Source organism: Diaphorobacter sp. ED-3, from assembly GCF_027625375.1.
GTDB lineage: Bacteria > Pseudomonadota > Gammaproteobacteria > Burkholderiales > Burkholderiaceae_C > Diaphorobacter > Diaphorobacter nitroreducens.
The window spans coordinates 2355568-2375806 of record NZ_CP115182.1; the positions used below are offsets into that span (position 1 = coordinate 2355568).

The 20239-nt window shown below is 67.5% G+C and carries 24 protein-coding genes and 1 pseudogene; 6 read left to right on the forward strand and 19 right to left on the reverse strand.

Annotation, left to right across the window (positions count from 1 at the left end):
- Window positions 1–11: 11 nt before the first annotated feature.
- From PCQ86_RS11510 to PCQ86_RS11525, 4 genes are read right to left on the reverse strand one after another with little or no spacing between them, the layout of a single operon-like run.
- Window positions 12–362, reverse strand: a complete 351-nt coding sequence (locus PCQ86_RS11510) for a hypothetical protein (protein ID WP_009618109.1) — start codon at window positions 360–362, stop codon at window positions 12–14.
- Entirely contained in the window at window positions 359–1756 is a 1398-nt protein-coding gene (locus PCQ86_RS11515; RefSeq protein ID WP_270173786.1) for an integrating conjugative element protein, read from the reverse strand. The genes PCQ86_RS11510 and PCQ86_RS11515 overlap by 4 nt, the downstream gene beginning before the upstream one ends.
- An 11-nt stretch (window positions 1757–1767) precedes the next feature.
- Window positions 1768–2718, reverse strand: a complete 951-nt coding sequence (locus tag PCQ86_RS11520; protein ID WP_031635008.1) for a TIGR03756 family integrating conjugative element protein — start codon at window positions 2716–2718, stop codon at window positions 1768–1770.
- Window positions 2715–3152 (reverse strand): TIGR03757 family integrating conjugative element protein, encoded by a 438-nt coding sequence (locus tag PCQ86_RS11525; RefSeq protein WP_150084256.1) that lies wholly within the window; start codon window positions 3150–3152, stop codon window positions 2715–2717. The genes PCQ86_RS11520 and PCQ86_RS11525 overlap by 4 nt, the downstream gene beginning before the upstream one ends.
- A gap of 188 nt (window positions 3153–3340) precedes the next feature.
- Here PCQ86_RS11525 and PCQ86_RS11530 point away from each other — a divergent pair.
- Window positions 3341–3600 (forward strand): annotated as a pseudogene (locus PCQ86_RS11530) (DUF2958 domain-containing protein); the annotation flags it as partial.
- Between the two features lie 46 nt (window positions 3601–3646).
- Here PCQ86_RS11530 and map read toward each other — a convergent pair.
- The 9 genes from map to PCQ86_RS11575 all read right to left on the reverse strand — a co-directional run bounded on the left by map (window position 3647) and on the right by PCQ86_RS11575 (window position 10745).
- A complete protein-coding gene (map, locus tag PCQ86_RS11535; protein ID WP_020649374.1) occupies window positions 3647–4414 on the reverse strand; it encodes a type I methionyl aminopeptidase in 768 nt (255 codons plus the stop codon).
- A complete protein-coding gene (locus PCQ86_RS11540; RefSeq protein ID WP_020649375.1) occupies window positions 4411–4623 on the reverse strand; it encodes a ParD-like family protein in 213 nt (70 codons plus the stop codon). Before PCQ86_RS11540 ends, map begins: the two co-directional genes overlap by 4 nt.
- 444 nt (window positions 4624–5067) lie before the next feature.
- Window positions 5068–5646, reverse strand: a complete 579-nt coding sequence (locus tag PCQ86_RS11545) for an AAA family ATPase (RefSeq protein ID WP_333489906.1) — start codon at window positions 5644–5646, stop codon at window positions 5068–5070.
- A gap of 11 nt (window positions 5647–5657) precedes the next feature.
- Window positions 5658–6869, reverse strand: a complete 1212-nt coding sequence (locus tag PCQ86_RS11550; RefSeq protein ID WP_080666499.1) for an MFS transporter — start codon at window positions 6867–6869, stop codon at window positions 5658–5660.
- A 44-nt stretch (window positions 6870–6913) separates the two neighbouring features.
- Complete coding sequence (locus tag PCQ86_RS11555) at window positions 6914–8290, reverse strand: CoA transferase (RefSeq protein WP_270173787.1); 1377 nt, start codon at window positions 8288–8290, stop codon at window positions 6914–6916.
- Between the two features lie 214 nt (window positions 8291–8504).
- Window positions 8505–9263, reverse strand: coding sequence for a sulfite exporter TauE/SafE family protein (locus tag PCQ86_RS11560; protein ID WP_029578107.1), 759 nt, complete (start codon window positions 9261–9263; stop codon window positions 8505–8507).
- 12 nt (window positions 9264–9275) lie between these two features.
- Window positions 9276–9911 carry a LysE family translocator gene (locus PCQ86_RS11565; RefSeq protein ID WP_270173788.1) on the reverse strand — a complete coding sequence of 212 codons (636 nt, stop codon included), beginning with the start codon at window positions 9909–9911 and terminating at the stop codon, window positions 9276–9278.
- A gap of 13 nt (window positions 9912–9924) precedes the next feature.
- Window positions 9925–10137, reverse strand: a complete 213-nt coding sequence (locus PCQ86_RS11570) for a DUF1737 domain-containing protein (RefSeq protein WP_221886791.1) — start codon at window positions 10135–10137, stop codon at window positions 9925–9927.
- The gene (locus tag PCQ86_RS11575; RefSeq protein WP_134552537.1) at window positions 10134–10745 is read right to left on the reverse strand and encodes an RBBP9/YdeN family alpha/beta hydrolase; all 612 of its coding nucleotides are present in this window, start codon (window positions 10743–10745) and stop codon (window positions 10134–10136) included. Before PCQ86_RS11575 ends, PCQ86_RS11570 begins: the two co-directional genes overlap by 4 nt.
- Window positions 10746–10930: 185 nt before the next feature.
- On the opposite strand from PCQ86_RS11575, the gene PCQ86_RS11580 reads away from it, so the two are divergent.
- Window positions 10931–11590 (forward strand): LysE family translocator, encoded by a 660-nt coding sequence (locus PCQ86_RS11580; RefSeq protein WP_270173789.1) that lies wholly within the window; start codon window positions 10931–10933, stop codon window positions 11588–11590.
- 61 nt (window positions 11591–11651) lie between these two features.
- Window positions 11652–12539 (forward strand): PhzF family phenazine biosynthesis protein, encoded by an 888-nt coding sequence (locus tag PCQ86_RS11585; RefSeq protein ID WP_270173790.1) that lies wholly within the window; start codon window positions 11652–11654, stop codon window positions 12537–12539.
- 103 nt (window positions 12540–12642) lie between these two features.
- On the opposite strand, the gene PCQ86_RS11590 is transcribed toward PCQ86_RS11585, so the two are convergent.
- From PCQ86_RS11590 to PCQ86_RS11610, 5 genes are read right to left on the reverse strand one after another with little or no spacing between them, the layout of a single operon-like run.
- Entirely contained in the window at window positions 12643–13551 is a 909-nt protein-coding gene (locus tag PCQ86_RS11590; RefSeq protein ID WP_029578113.1) for a LysR family transcriptional regulator, read from the reverse strand.
- Between the two features lie 37 nt (window positions 13552–13588).
- Window positions 13589–13864, reverse strand: coding sequence for a hypothetical protein (locus tag PCQ86_RS11595; protein WP_024889575.1), 276 nt, complete (start codon window positions 13862–13864; stop codon window positions 13589–13591).
- The gene (locus tag PCQ86_RS11600; RefSeq protein ID WP_270173791.1) at window positions 13861–14703 is read right to left on the reverse strand and encodes a PfkB family carbohydrate kinase; all 843 of its coding nucleotides are present in this window, start codon (window positions 14701–14703) and stop codon (window positions 13861–13863) included. Before PCQ86_RS11600 ends, PCQ86_RS11595 begins: the two co-directional genes overlap by 4 nt.
- Window positions 14700–15416 carry a glutamine amidotransferase gene (locus tag PCQ86_RS11605; protein ID WP_270173792.1) on the reverse strand — a complete coding sequence of 239 codons (717 nt, stop codon included), beginning with the start codon at window positions 15414–15416 and terminating at the stop codon, window positions 14700–14702. The genes PCQ86_RS11600 and PCQ86_RS11605 overlap by 4 nt, the downstream gene beginning before the upstream one ends.
- Window positions 15413–16216 (reverse strand): YggS family pyridoxal phosphate-dependent enzyme, encoded by an 804-nt coding sequence (locus PCQ86_RS11610; protein WP_021205431.1) that lies wholly within the window; start codon window positions 16214–16216, stop codon window positions 15413–15415. Before PCQ86_RS11610 ends, PCQ86_RS11605 begins: the two co-directional genes overlap by 4 nt.
- Window positions 16217–16286: 70 nt before the next feature.
- Here PCQ86_RS11610 and ptsJ point away from each other — a divergent pair, with 70 nt between their 5' ends.
- Window positions 16287–17588: a MocR-like B6 salvage transcription factor PtsJ gene (ptsJ, locus tag PCQ86_RS11615; protein WP_270173793.1), complete on the forward strand. Its 1302-nt coding sequence runs from the start codon at window positions 16287–16289 to the stop codon at window positions 17586–17588.
- A 65-nt stretch (window positions 17589–17653) separates the two neighbouring features.
- Here ptsJ and ilvE read toward each other — a convergent pair whose 3' ends face one another.
- Complete coding sequence (ilvE, locus tag PCQ86_RS11620) at window positions 17654–18631, reverse strand: branched-chain-amino-acid transaminase (RefSeq protein ID WP_009463302.1); 978 nt, start codon at window positions 18629–18631, stop codon at window positions 17654–17656.
- Window positions 18632–18812: 181 nt separating this feature from the next.
- On the opposite strand from ilvE, the gene PCQ86_RS11625 reads away from it, so the two are divergent.
- Window positions 18813–19727 carry a LysR substrate-binding domain-containing protein gene (locus tag PCQ86_RS11625; RefSeq protein WP_029578117.1) on the forward strand — a complete coding sequence of 305 codons (915 nt, stop codon included), beginning with the start codon at window positions 18813–18815 and terminating at the stop codon, window positions 19725–19727.
- Between the two features lie 6 nt (window positions 19728–19733).
- Window positions 19734–20237 (forward strand): GNAT family N-acetyltransferase, encoded by a 504-nt coding sequence (locus PCQ86_RS11630; protein ID WP_270173794.1) that lies wholly within the window; start codon window positions 19734–19736, stop codon window positions 20235–20237.
- Window positions 20238–20239 lie beyond the last annotated feature (2 nt).

The following is a 20239-nucleotide window of genomic DNA, read 5'->3' on the forward strand; positions in this document are numbered from 1 at the left end:
CGAACCTCGCGCTACCGTGCCTGCATCAGCAGGCTGGCTTCCAGCACGATCACGGCGACGATGGCCGCAACCTCCGCGCGCAGCAGCCGTTGCCCGGCAGCGCGCTCCGGTTCCCGCGCGCGCAGGCGACGTCGCATCCAGAGCCAACCCCAGGCGGTGGCGGCGTAGAGCAACAACCGCCAGGCCAGGAAGGCCCCGGATTGCGCCGCCATCCAGCGCTGCCAGCCCTCGATGCCGCCCGCGATGCGGATGCCGACCACATTGACGGCGGTCGCGGCGATCAGCAGCGACACCGCCCACACCAGCACCAGGATGGCACGCCGGCTGGACAGCCAGCGCAGGCACCGCCCCACGGTATTCATGGATGGCTTCCGCCAGACGGCGGCCGCTGCAGTTCATCGACCCGATTGCGCACCGGGTCACCCTCGTAGATGCCACGCGCACCGGCGGCGCGGGTGCTGTGGCGCTGGATGATCGCCATCGGCGAATTGCTGGCCAGTTCGCGGCGCAGCTCCAGCTCTGCCTTCAGGTTGTGAATCTCGCGATCGAGGATGTCGCTTTCGTGGGTGACGGCCTTCTGGGCCAGTTCGTTGGCGGCCACGTTGGGCTCCTTGCGCCCGGTCAGCAGCGTGCGTTGCAGCAGCAGCGCCTTCTCCAGCACGCTGGCCAGCGCAACCTCCGAGGCCAGGCGCCGAGCCAGGATGTCCTGGTCCGTCTCGTCGCGCAGCGCCTCGATCACGCCACGGGTGATGGGCAGCGACGCGCTACTCGCAGCCTGCAGGTTCTGCGCCGTGGTCGGACGGCTGCCGGCGACCAGCTCCTGCAGGGCCTGCAGCTTGTCCTCGTATTCCTCCTGAATCAGCGGGGTCAGGCCAACGCCCGGCGTGGTGACGGTCTTGGTGCATGCATCGCAGGTGCGCTGTTCCTGCTCGCCCAGCACGCGAATGGCCCAGGCTGCGGCGGCATCGGGCGAACTCCAGGTCTGGCATGCCAGGTTGCCGCTGCAACTGGCTTGCGGAATCGAACTGGCATCGCCGACGCCACGGCCATTGAGCAGGTTGTAGCCGGCGCGGGTCACGTCGCCGACCACACGCACCGGACGTTGGCCCGCGCCGCCAGCGTTGTCTCCGCCGACCCACGGCACGCCATTGTTGCCACGGTTCGCCTCGGCGTCGTCGATCGCTGAGACCGCATCGGTGCTCGCGACGGCCTGCTTCAGCGCCATGCCTTCGGCGAGCTGGTCCCAGCCGAGCTGCCCACCCGCCATGTCGGCCATGCGGTTGGCGATGGCACGGCAGGTCAGCTTGCTGCGATCGAAATCCAGCCTGGCTTGCAGCACTCCATTGGTCAACAGGTTGTACAGCCCTGGATCGGCGCGCTGGATGATCAAGGCGGGCAGCGACGCCACGGCAGCGGTGGCGTTCTGGATCACCGAGGACATGATGGCCTGGAAGCCATTGGTGATGCCGTTCAACTGGTTCTGCAGCGTGGTGGTGATGCTCATGTCGCCACAGATCAGGTTGCTGTTCCAGCCGACGCCAACGCCGATGGAGTGCATGTTGGCCGCACCGCTCATGGACACCGCGCGGCCGCCCCCAATGCTGTAGAGCACGTCGTCGCCTATCACGCTGCCTTGATGCTGGACGCCGTACTCGTTGACGCTGGTCTGCGCCCCGGCGTTGGAGTAGCACAACGCTGCGACAACGGCCAATGCGACGTACAGAAATCGACGGGCGCTCGGAAATGAAGTCGTCATGGCATCGGGTCTCACAGGAAATCGACGCTGCCGAGGAACACCTGGCCGCGGCGCTGGCAGCAGCTATAAGGACGCCACAATGCCCAGGCGTAGTCGCCTTGCCGGGCCTGCACCTTGGCATTGCCGTGGGGGAATACCGCGCAACTGCTGGACAGCGTGGGGGTCAGCTCCTGCCACTTGCCCGTGGCGGCATCGGTTTCCATCAGGGCGCCGGCCGGCCAGTAGCCATCGCGCGAACTGGCGAGCAGCGGTTGGTAGACGTGGATCTGGTTGCGGCGCGTCACGATGTCACCCGCGCGCTGGGCGACCACGGCTGCGGCCTTGTGGTCATCCACCTGGTGCAGGAAGCCGCCACGCGGATAGACGTTGCCCCAGAGATTCATGGCCGTGCGCGTGCCGATCTCGCGCCGGCCGGGAATCAGTGCTTCCGGATACAGCGCCTCGGGGATGTTGTAGCGCCATGCCAGCGTGTCGAGCGTGCTCAGCAGATAGGGCATGAAGGCGGTGCCGGCGCCCTCGCAGGTGTAGCCGGACGCGCTGGCGAACTGGCTGAACACATGGCCACCGGGATGGCCGATGACGTCGGCGTTCTTGAACTTCGCCAGGTTGTTCTCGTGATCCTCGTTGGTGGTGCCGTCGCCGCCGGCCTTCGCGGTCGGGTTCGGCAGGCTCATCGCCCGCACCTCGACCCAAGGGTTCTCGCCGGTGTTCGAGTAGCTCGACACCACGGCATCCGGGATGTAGTGGCGCACCTTGACCGAGGTGCGCACGGTGCATCCCGTCCAGGTGCAATAGAGCCAGTAGCAGATGCCGGTGACGCGGTACTCCAGGCAATCCGGCGACAGGGTGGAGGCCACGATGGTGGCGGTGTTCAGTGCAAAGGACGATGCGGAACACCCCAGCAGCAGCGCTGCGATGGCCAACCGCTGGCGCCGGGATGGTGCGAACGGACGCCTCGTCATGGCTGCGTCCTCCGGTATTGGTCGATGCGGGAAACCGCACGGGCCACGTCCGTCTCGCCATAGACCACGTATCGGCGATCCACCACGATGGCCGGAACCTTGGCGACGCCAAGGCTCCAGGCATCGGCAACGCCCTGGTAGGCGGTGCCGATCCTTCGCTGCAGGTCTGTACCGCCCAGCTTCAGGCGTTGCTGGACGATGGCGCTGGCGCGCTCAGGATCGGTGGGCAGGTTGTCGGCCAGCTCCGCTTCGAGCACCGCGGCCGCGTCCAGGATGAGGTGTCGGTCAGCCTGGCCAAGGACCGAGTGGTGGGAGTCGGTAACGACCCATACTTCCGCAGCAGCCGCTCGGGTGGCCAACGCCAGGATAGCAATGCCCGCAGCGAGCCATGCTGAGCGAGCACGGGCGGCTTGAGGAGCAGCGCGAGGGTCCATGAGACAACACCGTAGGGAAGCCAATCCGGTGACAGTCGAACCGAAACCAGGCCTCGACGCGACAAACAAAGCGGAGACCACCTTGCCCCGTTTTCACCATCCCTGTCCGCCCCGACTCGCTGATCGGACCTGCGCGCTTGCCAAAAGCTGACTGTGTGCAGTGGATGGGTATGGGCCAATCCGGTCTCGTGGCCAAGCTGTTCACACCGGACGCCGACGTGGCTTGACTGCTGACCGAGATTGATCTCGGCGATGACAATGACCACGCATTTGGTCTTTGCGATCTGGGCCTGGGACGCCGGAAATCGGCTGGGTCAGTCTGGGCGAACTGGCGACGGTGCTCGGCCGGCTGGGCCTGCCGATCGAACGCGACCCGTGGTTCCGTGCCGAGGAGCGATTGAGCGCCTGTGCGCGCGATGAGCGGCTGGCCGGGCGGATCGTTGTTTGACGCGGCCATTGGATCGTCGCAAGGCGTTCCTGTCCACTACGTTGAATCAGTGCAACGCCTTTTCGCCCGGGCGCAGCGTCAAGACGCGCACACCGCTCGCAGTGACGGCCACGGTATGCTCGAACTGAGCCGACAATTGCCCGTCACGCGTGACGACCGTCCACCCATCGACCTCTGTTCGGACGGCGGACCGCCCCTTGTTTACCATCGGCTCGATGGTAAACACCATCCCTTCCCGAAGCGCCAGACCCGTTCGCGGTTTACCCCAGTGCAGCACTTGCGGCTCCTCGTGCATTTCACGGCCGATGCCGTGGCCACAGTATTCCCTGACGATCGAATAGCCATTCCTGCGGGCATGCCGCTCGATGGCGTGGCCCACGTCGCCGAGCGTGGCGCCTGGGCGGACGGCCTGGATGCCTTTCCACATCGCTTCATAAGCCACTTGCACGAGCCGCTTCGCCTGGTGTGACACCTCGCCGACCAGATAGGTCTTGCTGGAATCGGCGATGTAGCCGTTCTTCTCCAGCGTGATGTCGAAATTGACGATGTCCCCGTCCTGCAGAATGTCCTTGGCGGAAGGAACGCCGTGGCAGACCACATGGTTGCGGGAGGCGTTGAGCGCGTAGGCGTACCCGTATTGCCCTTTGCTGGCCGGGCGCGCTTTGAGTTCATAGACGATGAAGTCATCGACTAGATCGTTGACCTGCATCGTGGACATGCCGATCAGGTTCAGCCGATCAAGATGGCTGAACACCTGCGCCAAAAGCTGGCCTGACTCGGCCATCAGCGCGATTTCTTCTGGGCGCTTGGTCATGCCGACCCCATCTTGATGGGTTGCGCCACAACGCCTGCGGCCCGCAGCTCACGGGTGACGATGTCGTTGAAGCTCAGTGTCGGGTTCATTTCGCACAGCATGCCGATCCTGATCCAGAAGGCCGCCTGCGCATTGATTGACCGGCACGATACCGCGCTGGCCTTGCGCAGTTGGTCATGCAGATCGTCGTCGATGTTCACGATACCCATGTGCTTTGATCTATATGAAACATATATGAATCATATAGTCTGGCTAGCCAATGGTGCAAGTGAGCTGATGACGTGACTAAAGACGGGGGCATTGATGTCTGGGCCTCCCCGGCCAAGGAAGATGACCGGTCGCGCTGTCGTGCTTTGCATCGAACCCCCTTCGGGGCTTCGCCCCTGTCGGGCTTCCATCGTTCCCTCGCTTCGCTCGGCTAGCACCTTCGGCCCCGCTTCCTGTTTCTGCCCTACGCTCCGCTTGCGTGCGGTTTGGCAGACAGGGCGGCCGTTGCCATGTCCAGCAGTTTTCTCCGACCTATCACCTGTCGACGACAGTAGCCCGCGCCCGTGTCGTCGCGTGCTCATCGACAACGGTGCACGTGAGTACGCATGCTGCAGGGCCGCGTTCGGATCAGCATCCAGGGCAACCGCCGCAAGTTGGTCTCGCCTTCAGCAGCGATGAATCGCTTCGAGAACGAAGTCGGCCCGCTCGGCCACACTGGCGCGCGGAAGCAACCTGACTTCGTAGCCGAGTGCCCGGTAGGTTGCATCCAGGTGGGCGTATTCCGCCTCAGCCTCGGGAAAACCGTGCCGCCGCGCCTCGTCTGCGCAATAGATGTCCGGCCAGGGCGGTGCGAGGAACACGAGCCGCCCATAAGGGCGGGATTCGCCCAGACTTTGCGCCAACGGTACCCCGTAGAGTCGTTGAAGCGCTGCAGCGGCGTCGATCAACCCTCGGTCGAAGAAGACCGGACCAGCGTCCCGTGCCGCGCCTTCGAGATCCATGGCGGCGACGCGCAGCGCCTCCCGCAGAAAGGCCGCCATGTCGGTCCATGGCAAGGCGTTGCCGCCCTGTCGAATCTGCTCATCGATGATCCTCCGCCCGGGTTCGGCGACGGTCGCATGACCACGCCGCCGCAGCTCCCCGAGCAAGGTCGACTTGCCGCCGCCGGAGCACCCCGAAATGACCACCTGAGATGGCATCGGCGTCATGTCAGGGTTTGCTTCGACCAGCAGACGGTTTGTCAATTCACTTGTCATCATTGGTTTTGCCGAAGAGACAGGCCCCACGCAACGGTGGCGCTAAGCATGCCAAAGGCGCAGACACCGGCCCATCCATGCGCAGTGAAGGCCCACCCGCCTGCAGCAGCGCCGAAGGCCCCGCCAAGCAGCATCGCGCCCATGAACACGGTGTTCAGCCGGCTGCGCGCACCCGCGTCCAACGCATAGACCATGGTCTGGTTCGCCACCTGGGCTGACTGCACGGTCACGTCGAGCAAGAAGATGCCGAGGACGAGTGCAGGGATCGATGAGCCACCCAGGTACAGCACGGCAAATGCCGTTGCGGTTCCCACCGCGCCTGCACGGACGACTGCGCCGTGTCCGCGCCGGTCGGCAAAACGGCCAGCCGCCGGTGCAGCCAACGCGCCGCACACGCCGACCAGCGCGAACAGGCCGGCGGATACCGCGCCGAGCTGCAGTGGCGGCCGCTCCAGCCAGAGCGCGAACGTTGCCCAGAAGCCGATCATGCTGGCAAACAGCAGGAACTGGACTGCCACAGCCTGGCGCAAGGAAGCGTGCTTGCGCACCAAATGCCACATCGACAGCAGCAATCGTCCATAGCCGAGATCGGAGGACGGCGGCACCACCGGCAGCGTCCATGCCAGCCGAAAGCCCAGTACCAGCATCAGTGCCGCAGAAAAACCGAAGACGGACCGCCAGCCCCAAAGCTCGGTCATCCAGCCGCTCACCACACGGGCCAGCAGGATGCCGATCAGGATGCCGCCCGTCACCACGCCGAGCACCTGCCCCTTTCGGTTGGAGGGCGCCAGGTGGATGGCCAAGGGAACCAGTTGTTGCGCCACGGTGGCGCACAAACCCACGGCGAGGCTCGCCAGTGCCAATTGAACGAAGCCGGAGGACGCGGCTGCCAGCACCAGGGAGAGCACCAGCGTCGCCAGCGTTCGCAGGATGAGCGACTTGCGCTCCAGGCGGTCACCCAGTGGTGCCAGGAACAGCACGCCCAGGGCATTGCCCGCCTGGGTGAGCACGGGCAGCCAGGTCACGGTCCCCGCAGAGAGCGCGAACTCCCGGCTCAATTCGCCGAGAAGCGGCTGGTTGTAGTAGCTGTTGGCCACGGATGCGCCCGCCGCCAGGGCAATGGTCCACAGCAGATGGGAGGGCAAGGCTGACGTGGCAGGCATCGGTGCGGCACGCGATGCATCGCCGGGGTGACCTGGGATATTGCTCATTCAAGGGGTCCGGCCGTATCAACTCTCGGCTTGCGGACAAGCTCTCACCAGTTCGGGCGATCCGTTCCCGGCGGCACTGACGGTCGCGCATAGCCGGCCGGTGTTCGCGCCATTTGCGCGCTGGGGCGCACGGCGCGCAGCAGGCCGAAGCCGGAGACTTCGTCGGCGAGCCAGGGGCTGAGGTCCGGCCTGCCGGCCCGCAGACCCTCTTCGATGCGCCCCAGCCCGCGCAGCCAGTGCCCGGTCTGCGCCAGCGACACCTGCACGTGCCAGCTTCCCCCTTCGCGCGACTGTCGCCACAGCGCGGCGGCGGCGCCGAAAGCCATCAGGAAGCCGCTGGCCTGGTCGAGGATCTGCATCGGCAGCGCGCGCGGCTTGCCGTCGCCCGCCGCCTCGCCCTCGGCGTGGTTGAAGCCCATTGCCGTCTGCACCAGCGAATCGAAACCGCGCCGGTCGGCCCAGGGCCCTTGCGTGCCGTAGGCGGTCAGCGACACGGCGACGATGCCGGGCCGGCGCGCGGCCAGGGCCTCGGGCGAGAAGCCGAGCGCGGCCAGGCCGCCGGGCCGGTACCCCTGCGAGAACACGTGGGCGTCTTCCAGGAGCTGCCACAGCGCTTCGCGCCCGGCCTCGCTGCGCAGGTCGATGTGCGCCGAGCGCTTGCCGCGGCTGGTTTCGGCAATAGCGGCGATGTTGGGCAGGTTCGGTGAGTTGACCAGCATCACGTCCGCGCCGAACGACGCCATCGCCCGCCCACCGACGGGGCCGGCCAGGATGCGCGTGAGGTCGAGCACGCGCAGGCCGGCGAGCGGCCGCTCATCGGCCGCCAGGGGCGGCAGTGCACGCGGTGGCGCATCGGCGATTCGGGTGATGGTCATCAGGGGTTGCGAGGCCACCGCCTGACCCTGGGGCGTGGCATCCCACTCGGCGAAGCTGCGCAACGCCGTGGCCACCAGCGCGTGGTCGGCCGCGGCCTGCTCGAAGTCCAGCGCCTTCCAACCCCGCAGGGCCTGCTCTGCGTCGGCGCGTGTGGCAGTTGCGGGGTCCAGGCCCAGCAGGCGCAGCGCGCCATCGCGGTGGTGCGGGAAGTTGGTGTGGACACGCACGTGGCCATCGGCGCAGCGGTACAGGCCGGCGAACGGGTCCCACAGCTCGGGCTCCTGGCCGTCGAGCGTGAACCAGCCGGTGCATTCGGCGGCGGCGTGGGCCATGTCCACGGTGACACGCTGGCGCGGAGCACCCCGCTCATGGCACAGTTCGCAGGCGGCGAGCGCAGCCGCGGCAATGCTGGTCTGCGCGGCGGTGCCGACGGCGAAGGACGAGGGAAACACCGGGTCGCTGCCCGTCAGCGCGATCCCGGCCAGCGCCTGCGGCGGCAGCCCGCCCAGCGACCAGAGCGCGGTCAGTGCATCAAGTGGATTCATCGAATGGACTCCTCACAGAAAGTTCGCCAACTGAATCGACACAGCGCCTCGTTGGTCGAGCCGGATTGGCAGATCCAGGCGGGTGGCAGGGTCGGTGCCACGTTGTCCGCAAACGCAGCAGAGCGCGGAAAGCAGCATCGCCCGCCATTGGCGATGCCGGGGAGCGCCGTGCTGGCACAGGCATGGGCGTCGCACGCCCGCTGCAAGCGATCCATCATGCACCCGCCTTCAGCCCGAAGTACGCAGAGAGCGCCAGGCCGGTCGCCACGATCGTCCAACGCAGCGCCAGCGGCGGAATCCAGCGCGCCAACCGCGCGCCGGCATAGCCTCCCAAGATCGCGCCCAGCAGGACCGCACTGCCTTGCGCCCAGGCGATGGACCCGGTGGCGACGAAGAGCATCACCGCGGCACTGGTCACAACGGTAGCCATCGCATTCTTGACGGCGTTGGCCTCCTGGACATCGCGCACACCCAGCAAGGTCAGGATCGCCATCAGCATGATGCCCAGGCCGGCGCCGAAGTAGCCGCCATAGAGTGCGGTCAGAAACTCCGCCCCCGCAGCCGCCAGGTGCGGCACCTGACCGCGAGCATGCCGCTCGATGGCCTGGCGCAGCCAGGGTCCCAGGGCGAACAGCACTGTCGCGACGAGGATCAGCCACGGCACCAGACGGCTGAACTGTGCATCTCCGGTGAACACCAACAGTGTGGCGCCCACCAGCGAACCGGCACCGACCACGGGCAGGCTGCGCCGCAACGCGGCGCGGTGGCGCCCGAGTTCGCTGCGATAGCCGAGCAGGCTGCTCGCATGCCCCGGCCAGATCGACACCGCGCTGGTGGCGTTGGCCACCACGGGTGGTACGCCGGCAGCCAGCAGCGCGGGAAAGGTGAAGAATGTGCCGCCGCCGGCCACCGCATTGCAGATGCCGCCGATCATGCCGGCACCGGCCAGCAGCAGGAAGGTTCCGATGTCCATGCCGCTCGCACCTCAGCTCGTCGGCCTGGACAGGGCCAGACGCAGGCCAAACCCCATCAGCGCCAGGCCGGTGAGCGCATCGAGCGAGCGCATCACCGTGGGCCGGCGCAGCCAGCGTGCCAGGGGCCGCGCGGCCAGCACCAGTGCGGCGAACCAGAGCAGTCCCATCGCGGCGTGGATGCCGGCCAACAGCACGCTGAACGCGACCACCGGCACATCGGCGGGAACGAACTGTGGCAGGAGGCTCACGTAGAACACCCCGACCTTGGGATTGAGCAGATTCGTCAGCAGACCGCGCAGGAACCAGCGCTCGCCACGCACGAGCGGCGGATCGTCTGCGGGCAGCGTCGGCCGGCTCTTGAGCGCGCCAGAGATCAGCTTCCAGCCGAGCCAGAGCAGATAGGCCGCGCCCGCGATCTGCAGCAGGGTGTAGGCGAGTCGGGAGACCGCGAGCACCGCGCCGAGCCCGAGGGCCGCGATCAGCCCCCAGATCAGCACGCCGGTCACGATGCCGCCGCCCGCCCTCATCGCCTTGCGCCCCCCTTCCACAGCGGCCGTGCGAAGTACCAGCGCCGTGTCCAGGCCGGGGGTCAAGGTGAGCAGCAGCGCCGTCAGCGTGAAGCCCAGGATCGCAGTCGATGCATCCATTGGGGGATCTCCGTCAGAGCACAGACAAGTCCAGTGACTCGCTGTACGTCGTCGATTCGATGGTCTTGACGATGGCCTGGCCGCAGATCACTGCGCCACGCGCCGCGTCGTAGGTCAGGCTCGGCGCGCCATACAGCTCCCAGCCGCTGTTCAGGGCCGCGGTGACGCGGTGGCAGAACGCCGCGTCGTCGATGCCGGTCAGGTAGCGGTACGCGCGCATGCTCATGCTCCCCGTCGATTCGATGCCGGCATCTGGACGCGCAGCCCCGCTCCGAATGCCTGCAGCAGATGCCAGCCGGTGTCCCAGTCGCCCACGCCGCTGGCGGCATTGATATGCCCGAGGGCGCCGACTTCCAAGCATCCCGCTGCCCAACCCATGGCCATGCGCCGGGCGTGCTCCGGCGAGCCATAAGGGTCGTCGCTGCTGGCGACCACCAGTGCGGGAAACGGCAGGGGTTCGGTCGGTGGCGGGCCGAACTCGCTCGCCTCGCCTGGAAACGCCGGTGCGCCGGGGTCAGGGACGGCAACCAGGAAGGCGCCCCGGACCTGGGCGATCCGATGCTGGATGTCTTCTCCGATTCCCGGCCGCGATGCCCAGTGCGCGACGAGCAGGCACGAAAGGCTGTGTGCGACCAAGACGACGGGCGCACCGCACTCGTCGATAGCCGCATCGAGTGCCTGCAGCCAGTCGGCCAGGTCCGGCCTGTCCCAGTCGGCAGGCTGGAATCGCCGGCCATGCTCCTGGCGCGACGCCCAGCGCGTCTGCCAATGCTCCGGCCCGGAATTGCCGATACCGGGAAGCATCAAGAGGCGAACGGTCTGAAGGTGGCTCATGGTGGCGTGCGCGGATATCCGGGGTGAGGTTGTCTGGCTGGAAACCTTAAGACCGATGCGTCGAATTGCCGAGTGAGAAGGTCTCAGCAAGCGTCGAGAAAAGCTCAATGGTCAGCTGGAATGGCCTTGGCTATCGTCGAAGTGCACTTCCTTCACAACCGACGAAGAAGCCCCCCGAGTTCGCCATGTCCGATATCCCGCTCCTGATTTCCTACATCCTGGCGGCCTGGCTGTCCATCCTTACGCCCGGCCCGGCCATCCTGCTGGCGATGCGCAATGGCGCTCGCCAGGGCGTGGTCGCGAGCCTGTGGTCGACGCTGGGCAACATGTTGGGGTTGCTCGTGGTTTCCGCGGCGGCCGCGTGGGGCGTCGGCCTGTTCCTGCTTGCATCCGCCCACGCGATGACCGCACTGCGGCTGGCCGGCGCCGCCTACCTGGCGTACCTCGGTCTTCGCCTGCTTGTGCAGGGCAGACACACACGGCCGCCGGACGCCGGTGCCCATGACGCAGGGCCGGTGCAGGCCTTCGCGCTGGCGAAGGAAGGATTCCTGGTGGCGACATCCAATCCGAAGTCGATCCTCTTCTTCACCGCCTTCTTCCCCCAGTTCATCCGGGCCGACCAGGCGCTCATCCCTCAGTTCATGGGCCTGACCGCGATCTTCGTGATCCTCAGCGGCGCCACCTTGACCGGCTATGCCGCCATTGCAAGCCGGGTGCGGGGAGCATTGGGCACTTCCGTCTGGCGCCAGCGCTGCACGCGCTTGGCGGGCATCGGCTTCCTCGGATTCGCCGCATGGATTCTTTTGTGGAGACCGTCGAGCGGCGCCAAGGCCCTGGCCGCGTGATTCATTCCCGGCCACGCGCACGCAACCGAGCACAGGCGGTGCGACCGAACCTGGAGAAGCGATGAACAAATCCTTCCTGCAAGTCGATGTGTTCACGAGCCAGCCGCTCAGGGGCAACCCGGCTGCCGTCGTGTTCGATGCCGACGACCTCGATGCGCGGACCATGCAGCGGATCGCGCGCGAGATGAACCTGTCCGAGACGGTCTTCGTGCTGGCCCCGGAATCGCCCGACACCGACTATCGGGTGCGCATCTTCACGCCCTCCAGCGAGCTGCCGTTCGCGGGGCACCCCACCATCGCCACTGCGAGCGCGGTGCGTGCGCACCGTGGCGATCTGGTCGATGCAAGTCTGCTGCGGCAGGCCTGCGGCATCGGCATCGTGCCTGTCGAAGTCGTTCCGACCGAGGGCTCGCCGATCTACTGGATGACCCAGGCCAGCCCGCAGTTCCGCAACACGGCCATCGGTCCTGGGGAAATGTCGGCCCTGCTGGGCTGCGATGCGAACATGCTGGCCGCGATGCCGGTAGAAGTCGTCTCCACCGGCATCCCGTGGCTGATCGCCGAGCTGCGCAGCGTCGCCGCCCTGGCGTCGCTGCGTCCCAACCTGCCTCGCATCGCCGAACGCTGCCGCGCATCGGGTGCCGTCGGCGTGACCGTCTTTGCCGAGCACGAGGCCGACGCGCCGGTACGCTTGCGCCTGCGCACGTTTGCGCCAGGCGAAGGCGTGGCCGAGGACCCCGTCTGCGGGTCTAGAAACGGGTGTGTCGCGGCATTCCTGGCAAGGCACCGGCACGCATCGGCTCTCCAGGGTGGCTACCTTGCGGAGCAAGGCATCGAGATGGGACGCGATGGCCTGATCCACGTCGAATGGACCCGAAACGGCGACGAATTGACGGTGCGCGTCGGTGGCCAGGCCGTGACCGTCGCCAGCGGCACCCTGCATCTGTAGACGCGGCGGCACGTTCAGCCGCTCGGTCGCCCATGGCTTGCCATGGCACCTGCGCGGCGTCCCCGACGAAGGTCTGCGCTGCGAGGAACGCGGTTGCCCAGGGCTAGATCGGATCGACGGCGGGACTGTCGTCGCGCGAGAGCATGGCGCGTTCGATGAAGTGCTGCAGCGGTTCCGAGGGCTCACTGTCCGGCCGCAACAAGTAGGTGGTCATGCATGCCGACGGGTCCGACAGGGGCCGCGCAATGACCTCGGGATGACGGCAGACCGAAATCTGCGCCGCCGTGGCGAAACCCAGTCCGTAGCCCGCGGCCACCAGCGTCAGCATCAATTCCAGTGTCGCGACCCGCTCTGCGATCCGGGGCTGGATGGCGGCCGTCCGGAGCAGCCGTTTGATCTGCCGGTACGCACCCTCGCAGGTTTCCGGGTGGCACTTGATCAGGGGATAGCGCAGCAGTTCATCCAGAGGGACCTGCCTGAAGGCCAGCAAAGGATGGCGCGTCGGAATGGCCACCAGGATGGGATCGGACCAGACCGCCTCGCACAGGATGCCCTCTCCAGCCTCGTCAGACTGCGCAAACCCGGCATCGAAAGTGTCGTCGCGCAACCCGCGCACTTGCGATGCGAGCGGCGTCTCGAACAGGCGGATTTCCACATCGGGCTCCTCCTCCCGGCACAGGGCCAGGAGTGCCGCGAGGCGTGTCTGCGCGATACCGTCCGACAGCGCGAGGCGCAGCATGCCGCGATAGCCCGTGGCGGCGGCCCGGACGTTGGTTCGTGCCTGTTCCAGCACCGCGAACACGCGGCGGGCATCTTCCAGCAGGACCTGGCCCGCCCAGGTGAGCTGGGTGCCGCGCCGATTGCGCTCGAACAGCGTGGCGCCGAGGTCAGACTCCAGCTCCCGGATGGTGCGCGACAGCGGAGACTGCTCGATATGGAGCCGCACCGCCGCACGCGTGAAGTGCAGTTCCTCGGCCACTGCCACGAAACAGCGCAGGTGTCGCAGCTCCATCGCGCCACCTACGCGTACATGAGGCCGGGAGCTTGATTCACGCGAGCGGCTCCTCGGGCGCCGTGCCAGACAGCAGCGCCGTGATCGGCAAGGGTTGGAACAAGAGCTCGCGGCCGAGGACCTTCAGGCCGCCAGGACCGCTTTCGAGCAATCGGCGCTCTTCGCGCGCGACGAACAGTTCGGTGCGATAGCCATCGCATTCGGGAAGTCGCTGTAGCAGGTCGCGGATCGCGTCGCCCGCCCAGGGCGTTTCGCTGTCGAACTGACCCAGCAGCCGGCTATGCCGGGAAATCACGAGGCGGTAGGCATTCATGGCCGGACGCTCCCGGCCATAGCGTGGATGGCCATTTCCTCCCAGCCCAGGCGCCGGGTGCGGGTCAGTTGCTCGGCGGTTTCGCCGCAGGCGCGCTCGACGGCCTGAGGCATCTCTATGCCAAGCAGGCAATGGCCGGTCAGGCGCGCGGCGAAGTAGTCGCCGGCCCCTTTCACCACGCAGGGCACGCGGGGATGCTCGAAGAGGCGCGATACCCCCTCTCGCGTCTCCAGCAGCGTCTGGACGACGGCGCTTTTAGGATCATCCTGGACACTGGTCACCACCACCCATTGGGTGGGGCCGCGCAACAGCGCACGGGCAGCCTCGCGGCAATCCGCCAGACCCTGCAGCGTTCTGCCGGTGACCTGTTCCAGCTCGAACCGATTGGGGACGAGGCCGTGGGCTTCTGGAATCAGCAGCGTGCGCCAGGCCTCGGCCATGCCAGCCGCCGCATACACGCCTTGGTCGTAGTCGCCAATGACCGGATCCAGGTGCAGGCGCAGTTGCGGGTGGCGCTCGCGCATCGTCGACCACCAGGATGCGAGGATCCGTGCCTGCGACGGCGCGCCGAGGAAGCCGACCTGCACAACGCGAGCGCACGCGGGGATGCCGCGCGCCTCCAGGTCATCCAACCAGCCAGCGAACCACGCGTCGGGCACCGCACCGCCATGGACCGAGGGATAGTGCGGGGTGTTGCTGAGCAGCGCGGTCGGCACCGCGGTCGTAAGCAGCCCGCAGGCTTCCAACGCGGGAATCGCCGCGTTGTTGCCGACCCGCCCGTAGACCACCTGGGACTGGATGCTGATGACATCGATGGGCACAGGTTGGGTCACCGTCATTCAGGACGCCCCCCCGTGTCCTGCTGCCGGTCCAGCCACGCGCCGATCGTGCGGTGGGCCGCAGCCTTCAGCGTTGCCCCATGCCGCTCGGCATCCGCGCGCAGCGTGCGCGGATCGACGCCGGCCTGGCCCAGCTCGCAGCAATGGCCGACCAGCCAGCGTTCGATTCGGCTGGCATCGGCTTCCAGGTGGAACTGCAGACCCAGCACCCGGTTGCCGACCGCGTAGGCCTGCTGCACGCAGCTTTCGGTGCTCGCCAGCAGTTCACTGCCCTCAGGCAGCTCGAAGCGGTCGCCGTGCCAATGCAGCACCGGCACGCCGGCCAGCGGTGCCAGCACCGAGCGGCGGCCCGCATCCGTCAGCGTCAGCGCGCCGAAGCCGATCTCCTTGAAGCCCATGGGGGCGACGGCGGCGCCGAGCAGGCGCGCGATCAATTGCGCGCCCAAACAAATGCCGAGCAGCGGCCGGCCGCTGGCCAAGCGCCGTTCGAGCAGACGCAGTTCGTCGGCAAGAAAGGGATAGGCCCGCTCGTCGAAGGCGCCGATCGGCCCACCCAGTGCAATGAGAAGATCGCTTGCCGCGGCCTCCTCACCGGCCAGGTCGTCCGTCGTGGGGTCGAGGTAGCGCACGTCGAATCCACGCTCGCGCAGCAGCGGTTCGAGCGTGCCGAGGTCTTCGAAATGGATGTGGCGCAGGGCCAGGGCGGTCTTCATGCGGTCTGCTCCGATGCGGTCGATGTCGCAGCCCGGTCGTCGTCGGGCCAGTAATGGCTGTCTGGCGTCGCGCGAGCGCCAAAGATGGCCTGGCCGACGCGCACGACGGTGGCGCCTTCCTCGATGGCCAGCTCGAAGTCGCCGGACATCCCCATCGACAGTTCGTCCATGCCGATGCCCGCCGGCGCCTCCTGGCGCAGCCGATCACGCAGTTCGCGCAACAGCACGAAGCAGGGACGGACCCGCGCCGGATCGGCCGACAGCAGCGCCAGTGTCATCAGGCCTCGCACGCGCAGGGTGGAGAAGCCCGGCAGCGCCCGGACGAAGCCGGCCACCTCGGAAGGCGGCAAGCCGAACTTGCTGGCCTCGCCCGAGGTGTTGACCTGCACGAACACATCCAGTGCGCGCCCTTCGGCTTGCAGGCGACGGTCCAGCGCCTCCGCCACACGCAGGCTGTCCAGGGCCTGGAACTCGCTGGCGAAGCGTGCCACGACCTTGGCCTTGTTGGTCTGCAGGTGGCCGATGACCGACCAGCGCAGGTCGGCGAGATCCACCATCGCTTCGGCCTTGCGCTGCGCCTCCTGCACCTTGTTCTCACCCAGGTCGCGGCAGCCGGCGGCGTAGGCCAGACGGATGCGCTCCTCCGGCACGGTCTTGCTGACCGGCAGCAGGCGCACATCGGACGGATCGCGTCCCGCGCGGGAGCAGGCATCGGCGATGCGCCGATGCACCGCCGCCAGATTGCGCCGAAAGTCCTCGACGCTGTGTGCGGTGGGCCAGGGATGCGTCTGCGCGTTCATGGACAAGGGGTTCTCCGTGCTGCTAACATTGTCATAGGACAAAATATACATTGTCACGGGACAAACGGGAATGGCAGAAAAGACCGCATCGGACATCTTTGAGCGCATTCGCCGCGAGGCACATGCGGGCCAGCTTGCCGCGGGCCAGACACTGCCGTCCGTGCGCGAGATGGCCGATCAACTGGGCGTCAACCGCAACACGGTCGCCGCCGCGTACCGGAAGCTGGTGGCCGCAGGCATTGCCGAGACGCTGGGGCGCAACGGAACGGTGATCCGGCCAGCGGCGCGTCTCGGTGAGCAGGAGGGCCTGCAGCCCGGCTCGGCGCTGGCGGATCTGGCCAGCGGCAATCCGGACCCGGCCTGGCTGCCCGATCCATTGCAGGCGCTGGCAGCCAGCGGCTACCGGCCCGCGCTGTATGGCCAGCCTGTACTCGACCCAGCACTCGAACGGCTGGCGCGGCAGTGGTTCGGAGCGGATCTCCGGGAGGGTGACGGTCTGGTGCTGGCGCATGGTGCGGTCGATGCGATCGAGCGTCTGTTGGCTGCTTACCTCGTCGCCGGCGACAAGGTGGCGGTGGAGGACCCGTGCTTCCTCGGCAGCCTCAACATCCTGCACAGCACGGGCCTGGCAGCGGTGCCCGTGGCCATGGATGCGAACGGCATGCGCCCGCAGGCGCTGGAAGCGGCGCTGGCCAATGGCGCCCAGGCGGTGCTGTGCACACCAAGGGCGCAAAACCCCACCGGCTGCGGCCTGAGCGAGCAGCGCGCCCGCGAACTGCGCCGCGTGCTCGCCCGCCATCCGCACGTGCTGGTGATCGAGGACGACCACTTCGCCTTGCTGGCCGAGACGCCGTACTTCTCTATCGCGCCCGCGGCCACCACGCGGCGGGCGCTGGTGCGCTCCGTGTCCAAGGGCTTCGGCCCGGACCTGCGGCTGGCCTTCATCGCTACCGATGCGGGGACCGCCGCAAGGCTCGGCATGCGACTGGCTCCCGGCACGACCTGGGTCAGCCACCTGCTGCAGGCGGCCGTGCGCGGCCTGCTCGGATCCGACGCGGCCACGGCGCGCCTGCATGCGGCCAAGACCGCCTACGCCATGCGTCGCAAGGCCCTGATCGATGCACTCGGCGCCGTGGGCATCGCCGCCAGGCAGCCCTGCGACGGGTTCAATGTGTGGATTCCGTTGCCGGAAGACCGTGACGTTCACCGCACCGCGCAAAGCCTCGCACGCTGCGGCTGGGCCGTGCGAACCGGCGATGCCTTCGCGATCGCGCCCGCGGCCCCCGCGCTGCGAGTCACGGTCTCGACGCTCGAACCCGGGGACGCGGCGCGCTTTGCCGCGCAACTGCGCGACTGTCTGGGGCGTGTATGAAGCCAGTCTGCATGGCATCGTGCCTGTCCTCTCGCGGGTCCGTCTGCGTACCGGTCCATGGCGCGCTACGGCGCCTGCAAGGCGGAGGCGACGCGAGCGGGCCACGGGCGCCGTTCCAACAAGCCGGTCTCCCGTTCCCGCAGCGTCCGGCCGACCTGGCTCGCCTCGGTCACGGACGCGCGAAAGTCCCGGATCAGTTGTCGCGTCACCGGCCCCACGGGCCATTCGGTGGTCGCCGCATCCTCGACCAGCGCCACCACCGGCTGCAGTTCGACCGAGGTGCCGGCGGTGAATACCTCGGAGGCGGCGCGCAGTTCGTCCAGCGTCACGGTCCGCTCCTCGACCCGCAGCCCGCGCTGGCGCGCCAGTCCCATCACGTGCCGCTTGGTGATGCCGTCGAGAAAGCAGGTCGGCAATGGGGTCACCAGCACCCCGTCATGGACCATCAACAGGTTGGTTGCCGTGGTCTCGGCGACCCGGCCTTCGCTGTCGAGCAGCAGTGCGTCGTCGCAGCCCGCCGCTGCGGCGGCATGGCGCGCAAGGGTACCGATCATGTACAGCCCCGAGCACTTGGCCGCGGTGGGTGCGGTGTCAGGGCGGGGACGCCGCCAACTCGCCAGCTGCAGCCGGATGCCTTCCTCGGCGCGGCCCTGGGACGCCGCCGTGGGCCAGTCCCAGGCCGCGATCGCCACGTGGATGCGGGCGCGCGGCGAAGCGATGGAAACACTCTCCGCGCCGCGCCAGGCCACCGGGCGGATGTAGGCGTCGTCGAGCTGGTTGGCCCACAGCACCGCCTCGATGGCCTGTGTCAGTTCGCCTTGCGACCACGGCAGGTGGTAGTCCAGCAGCGCGGCGGACTGCTGGAAGCGTTCCAGGTGGGGCGCATTGAGGAAGACATGACCGCCATAGGCGCGCATGCCCTCGAAGACGGCCCCGCCCATATGCAGCGCATGCGTGAGCACGTGCAGGCGCGCCTCGCGCCAGGGCAGCAGCTCGCCATCGAGCCAGATCAGGCCATCGCGATCGTCAAGGGAATTGAGCATGGTGCGCACCGCTGTACAGGTTGTCGATGGCGTAAGTGTGCGGCCGGTTCGCCGTCGGCACGAGTGAGCAAATCTCAGACGATGCTGAGTTTTGGTCCTCGTGTCGGCGAGCGTGGAGACGACGATTTCCGGTTTAATGAGTCCATGAACGACCAATGACTTCCAGGAGGGTGAATCCCCCATGCGCATCCCTGTCCCGTTGAATGCCTTGCGCGCCTTCGAGGCTGCGGCGCGCCATCTCTCGATCAAGGACGCGGCCCTGGAACTGGCGGTCACCCCCTCGGCGGTCAGCCACCAGTTGCGCACGCTGGAGGACATGCTCGGCGTCGAACTGCTGCGCCGCATCGGTACGCGGCTGGAATTGACCAGCGCCGGCCGCCGGCTGGCACCTAGCCTCAACGAGGGTTTCGCCCTGATCGCCGAGGGCGTGAGCAGCTTGCGCGAGGAGCGGCGCGACGGGCCCCTGCGCGTGAACATGCTGCCGACCTTCGCGACCAACTGGCTGTCGCCCCGCCTGAGCCTGTATCCGTTCGAGCGGCGCGGCTTCTCGCTGGACATCTCCACCACGCAGGACGACGTGGATCTGGCCGCCGGCGTGGCCGATGCCGGCATCTGGTATGGCGACGGCCAGTGGGCCGGCCTGCAGGCCGACCTGTTGTTCGAGGCCACCATCGATCTGTACGCGCGCCCGGGCTTTGCCACCGGCTCGCGCCGGGAACGCCTCAAGCAGGTCGCGCGCGCCAACCTGTTCGTTTCGCGGCATTGCCTCACTTGGCAGCGCTGGATGGACAGCCTGCCCGGCGGGCCGTTCGAGCCGGCTGTCGTGACCCGCGTGGATTCGGGCGGCCTGACGATGCAGGCGGCCGCCGATGGGGCTGGCGTGTCGATCGCCGTCTGCGAACTGGCCGAGAGTGCCGTCCGGCTCGGACGCCTGGCCTCGGTCTTCGACCACCCCGTGAGCGCGGGTGTCGGCTTTTGGCTCGTCTATCCCGAGGCGCTATCCGAGGATCGACGGCTGGACAACCTGCGCGGCTGGCTGCGCGAGCAATGTCAGTCGGAAAGCGGAACTCGGAACCCAGAAGCGCGGACAGCATAGACACGTATGAATACCGCATATCCGAAAGACCAGAAAGCACCGCCGGATGACGATGTGACGCTTCGACGGCTCGTTGCCCATGAAGCCGTTGCGCTTGCCTCCCTGCTGGCCGCCTATGGCGACGAGATGCGCCACGGGCAAGGCGCCGGGGCGAATGCACTGGCTCATGCCAATGCCTTGATCGCCGATCCGATCGCGGAAGTGCTGGGTGGCTTTCTCGGCGACGAACTCGTAGCCTTCGCAGTGTTCTTCGATCTGCCCGAGGCGATCTCCGGAGGGCGGTCGGGCCAGCTCGACGACCTGTACGTCCTGCCCGCCGCGCGCGGAAAACGACTCGCTCAGCGGCTCATCGCGGCCATCACCGATACCGGTCGATCACGCGCCTGGATCCATCTGCGCTGGCTGGTCCCCGAGGACAACCCCGATGCCATCCGGGCCTACGCGCGCTTCGCCGAACCCGCCGGCTGGAAGAGCTACGTGCTTTGGCTGGCCGGTAGCGAGCGGTGGTGAAG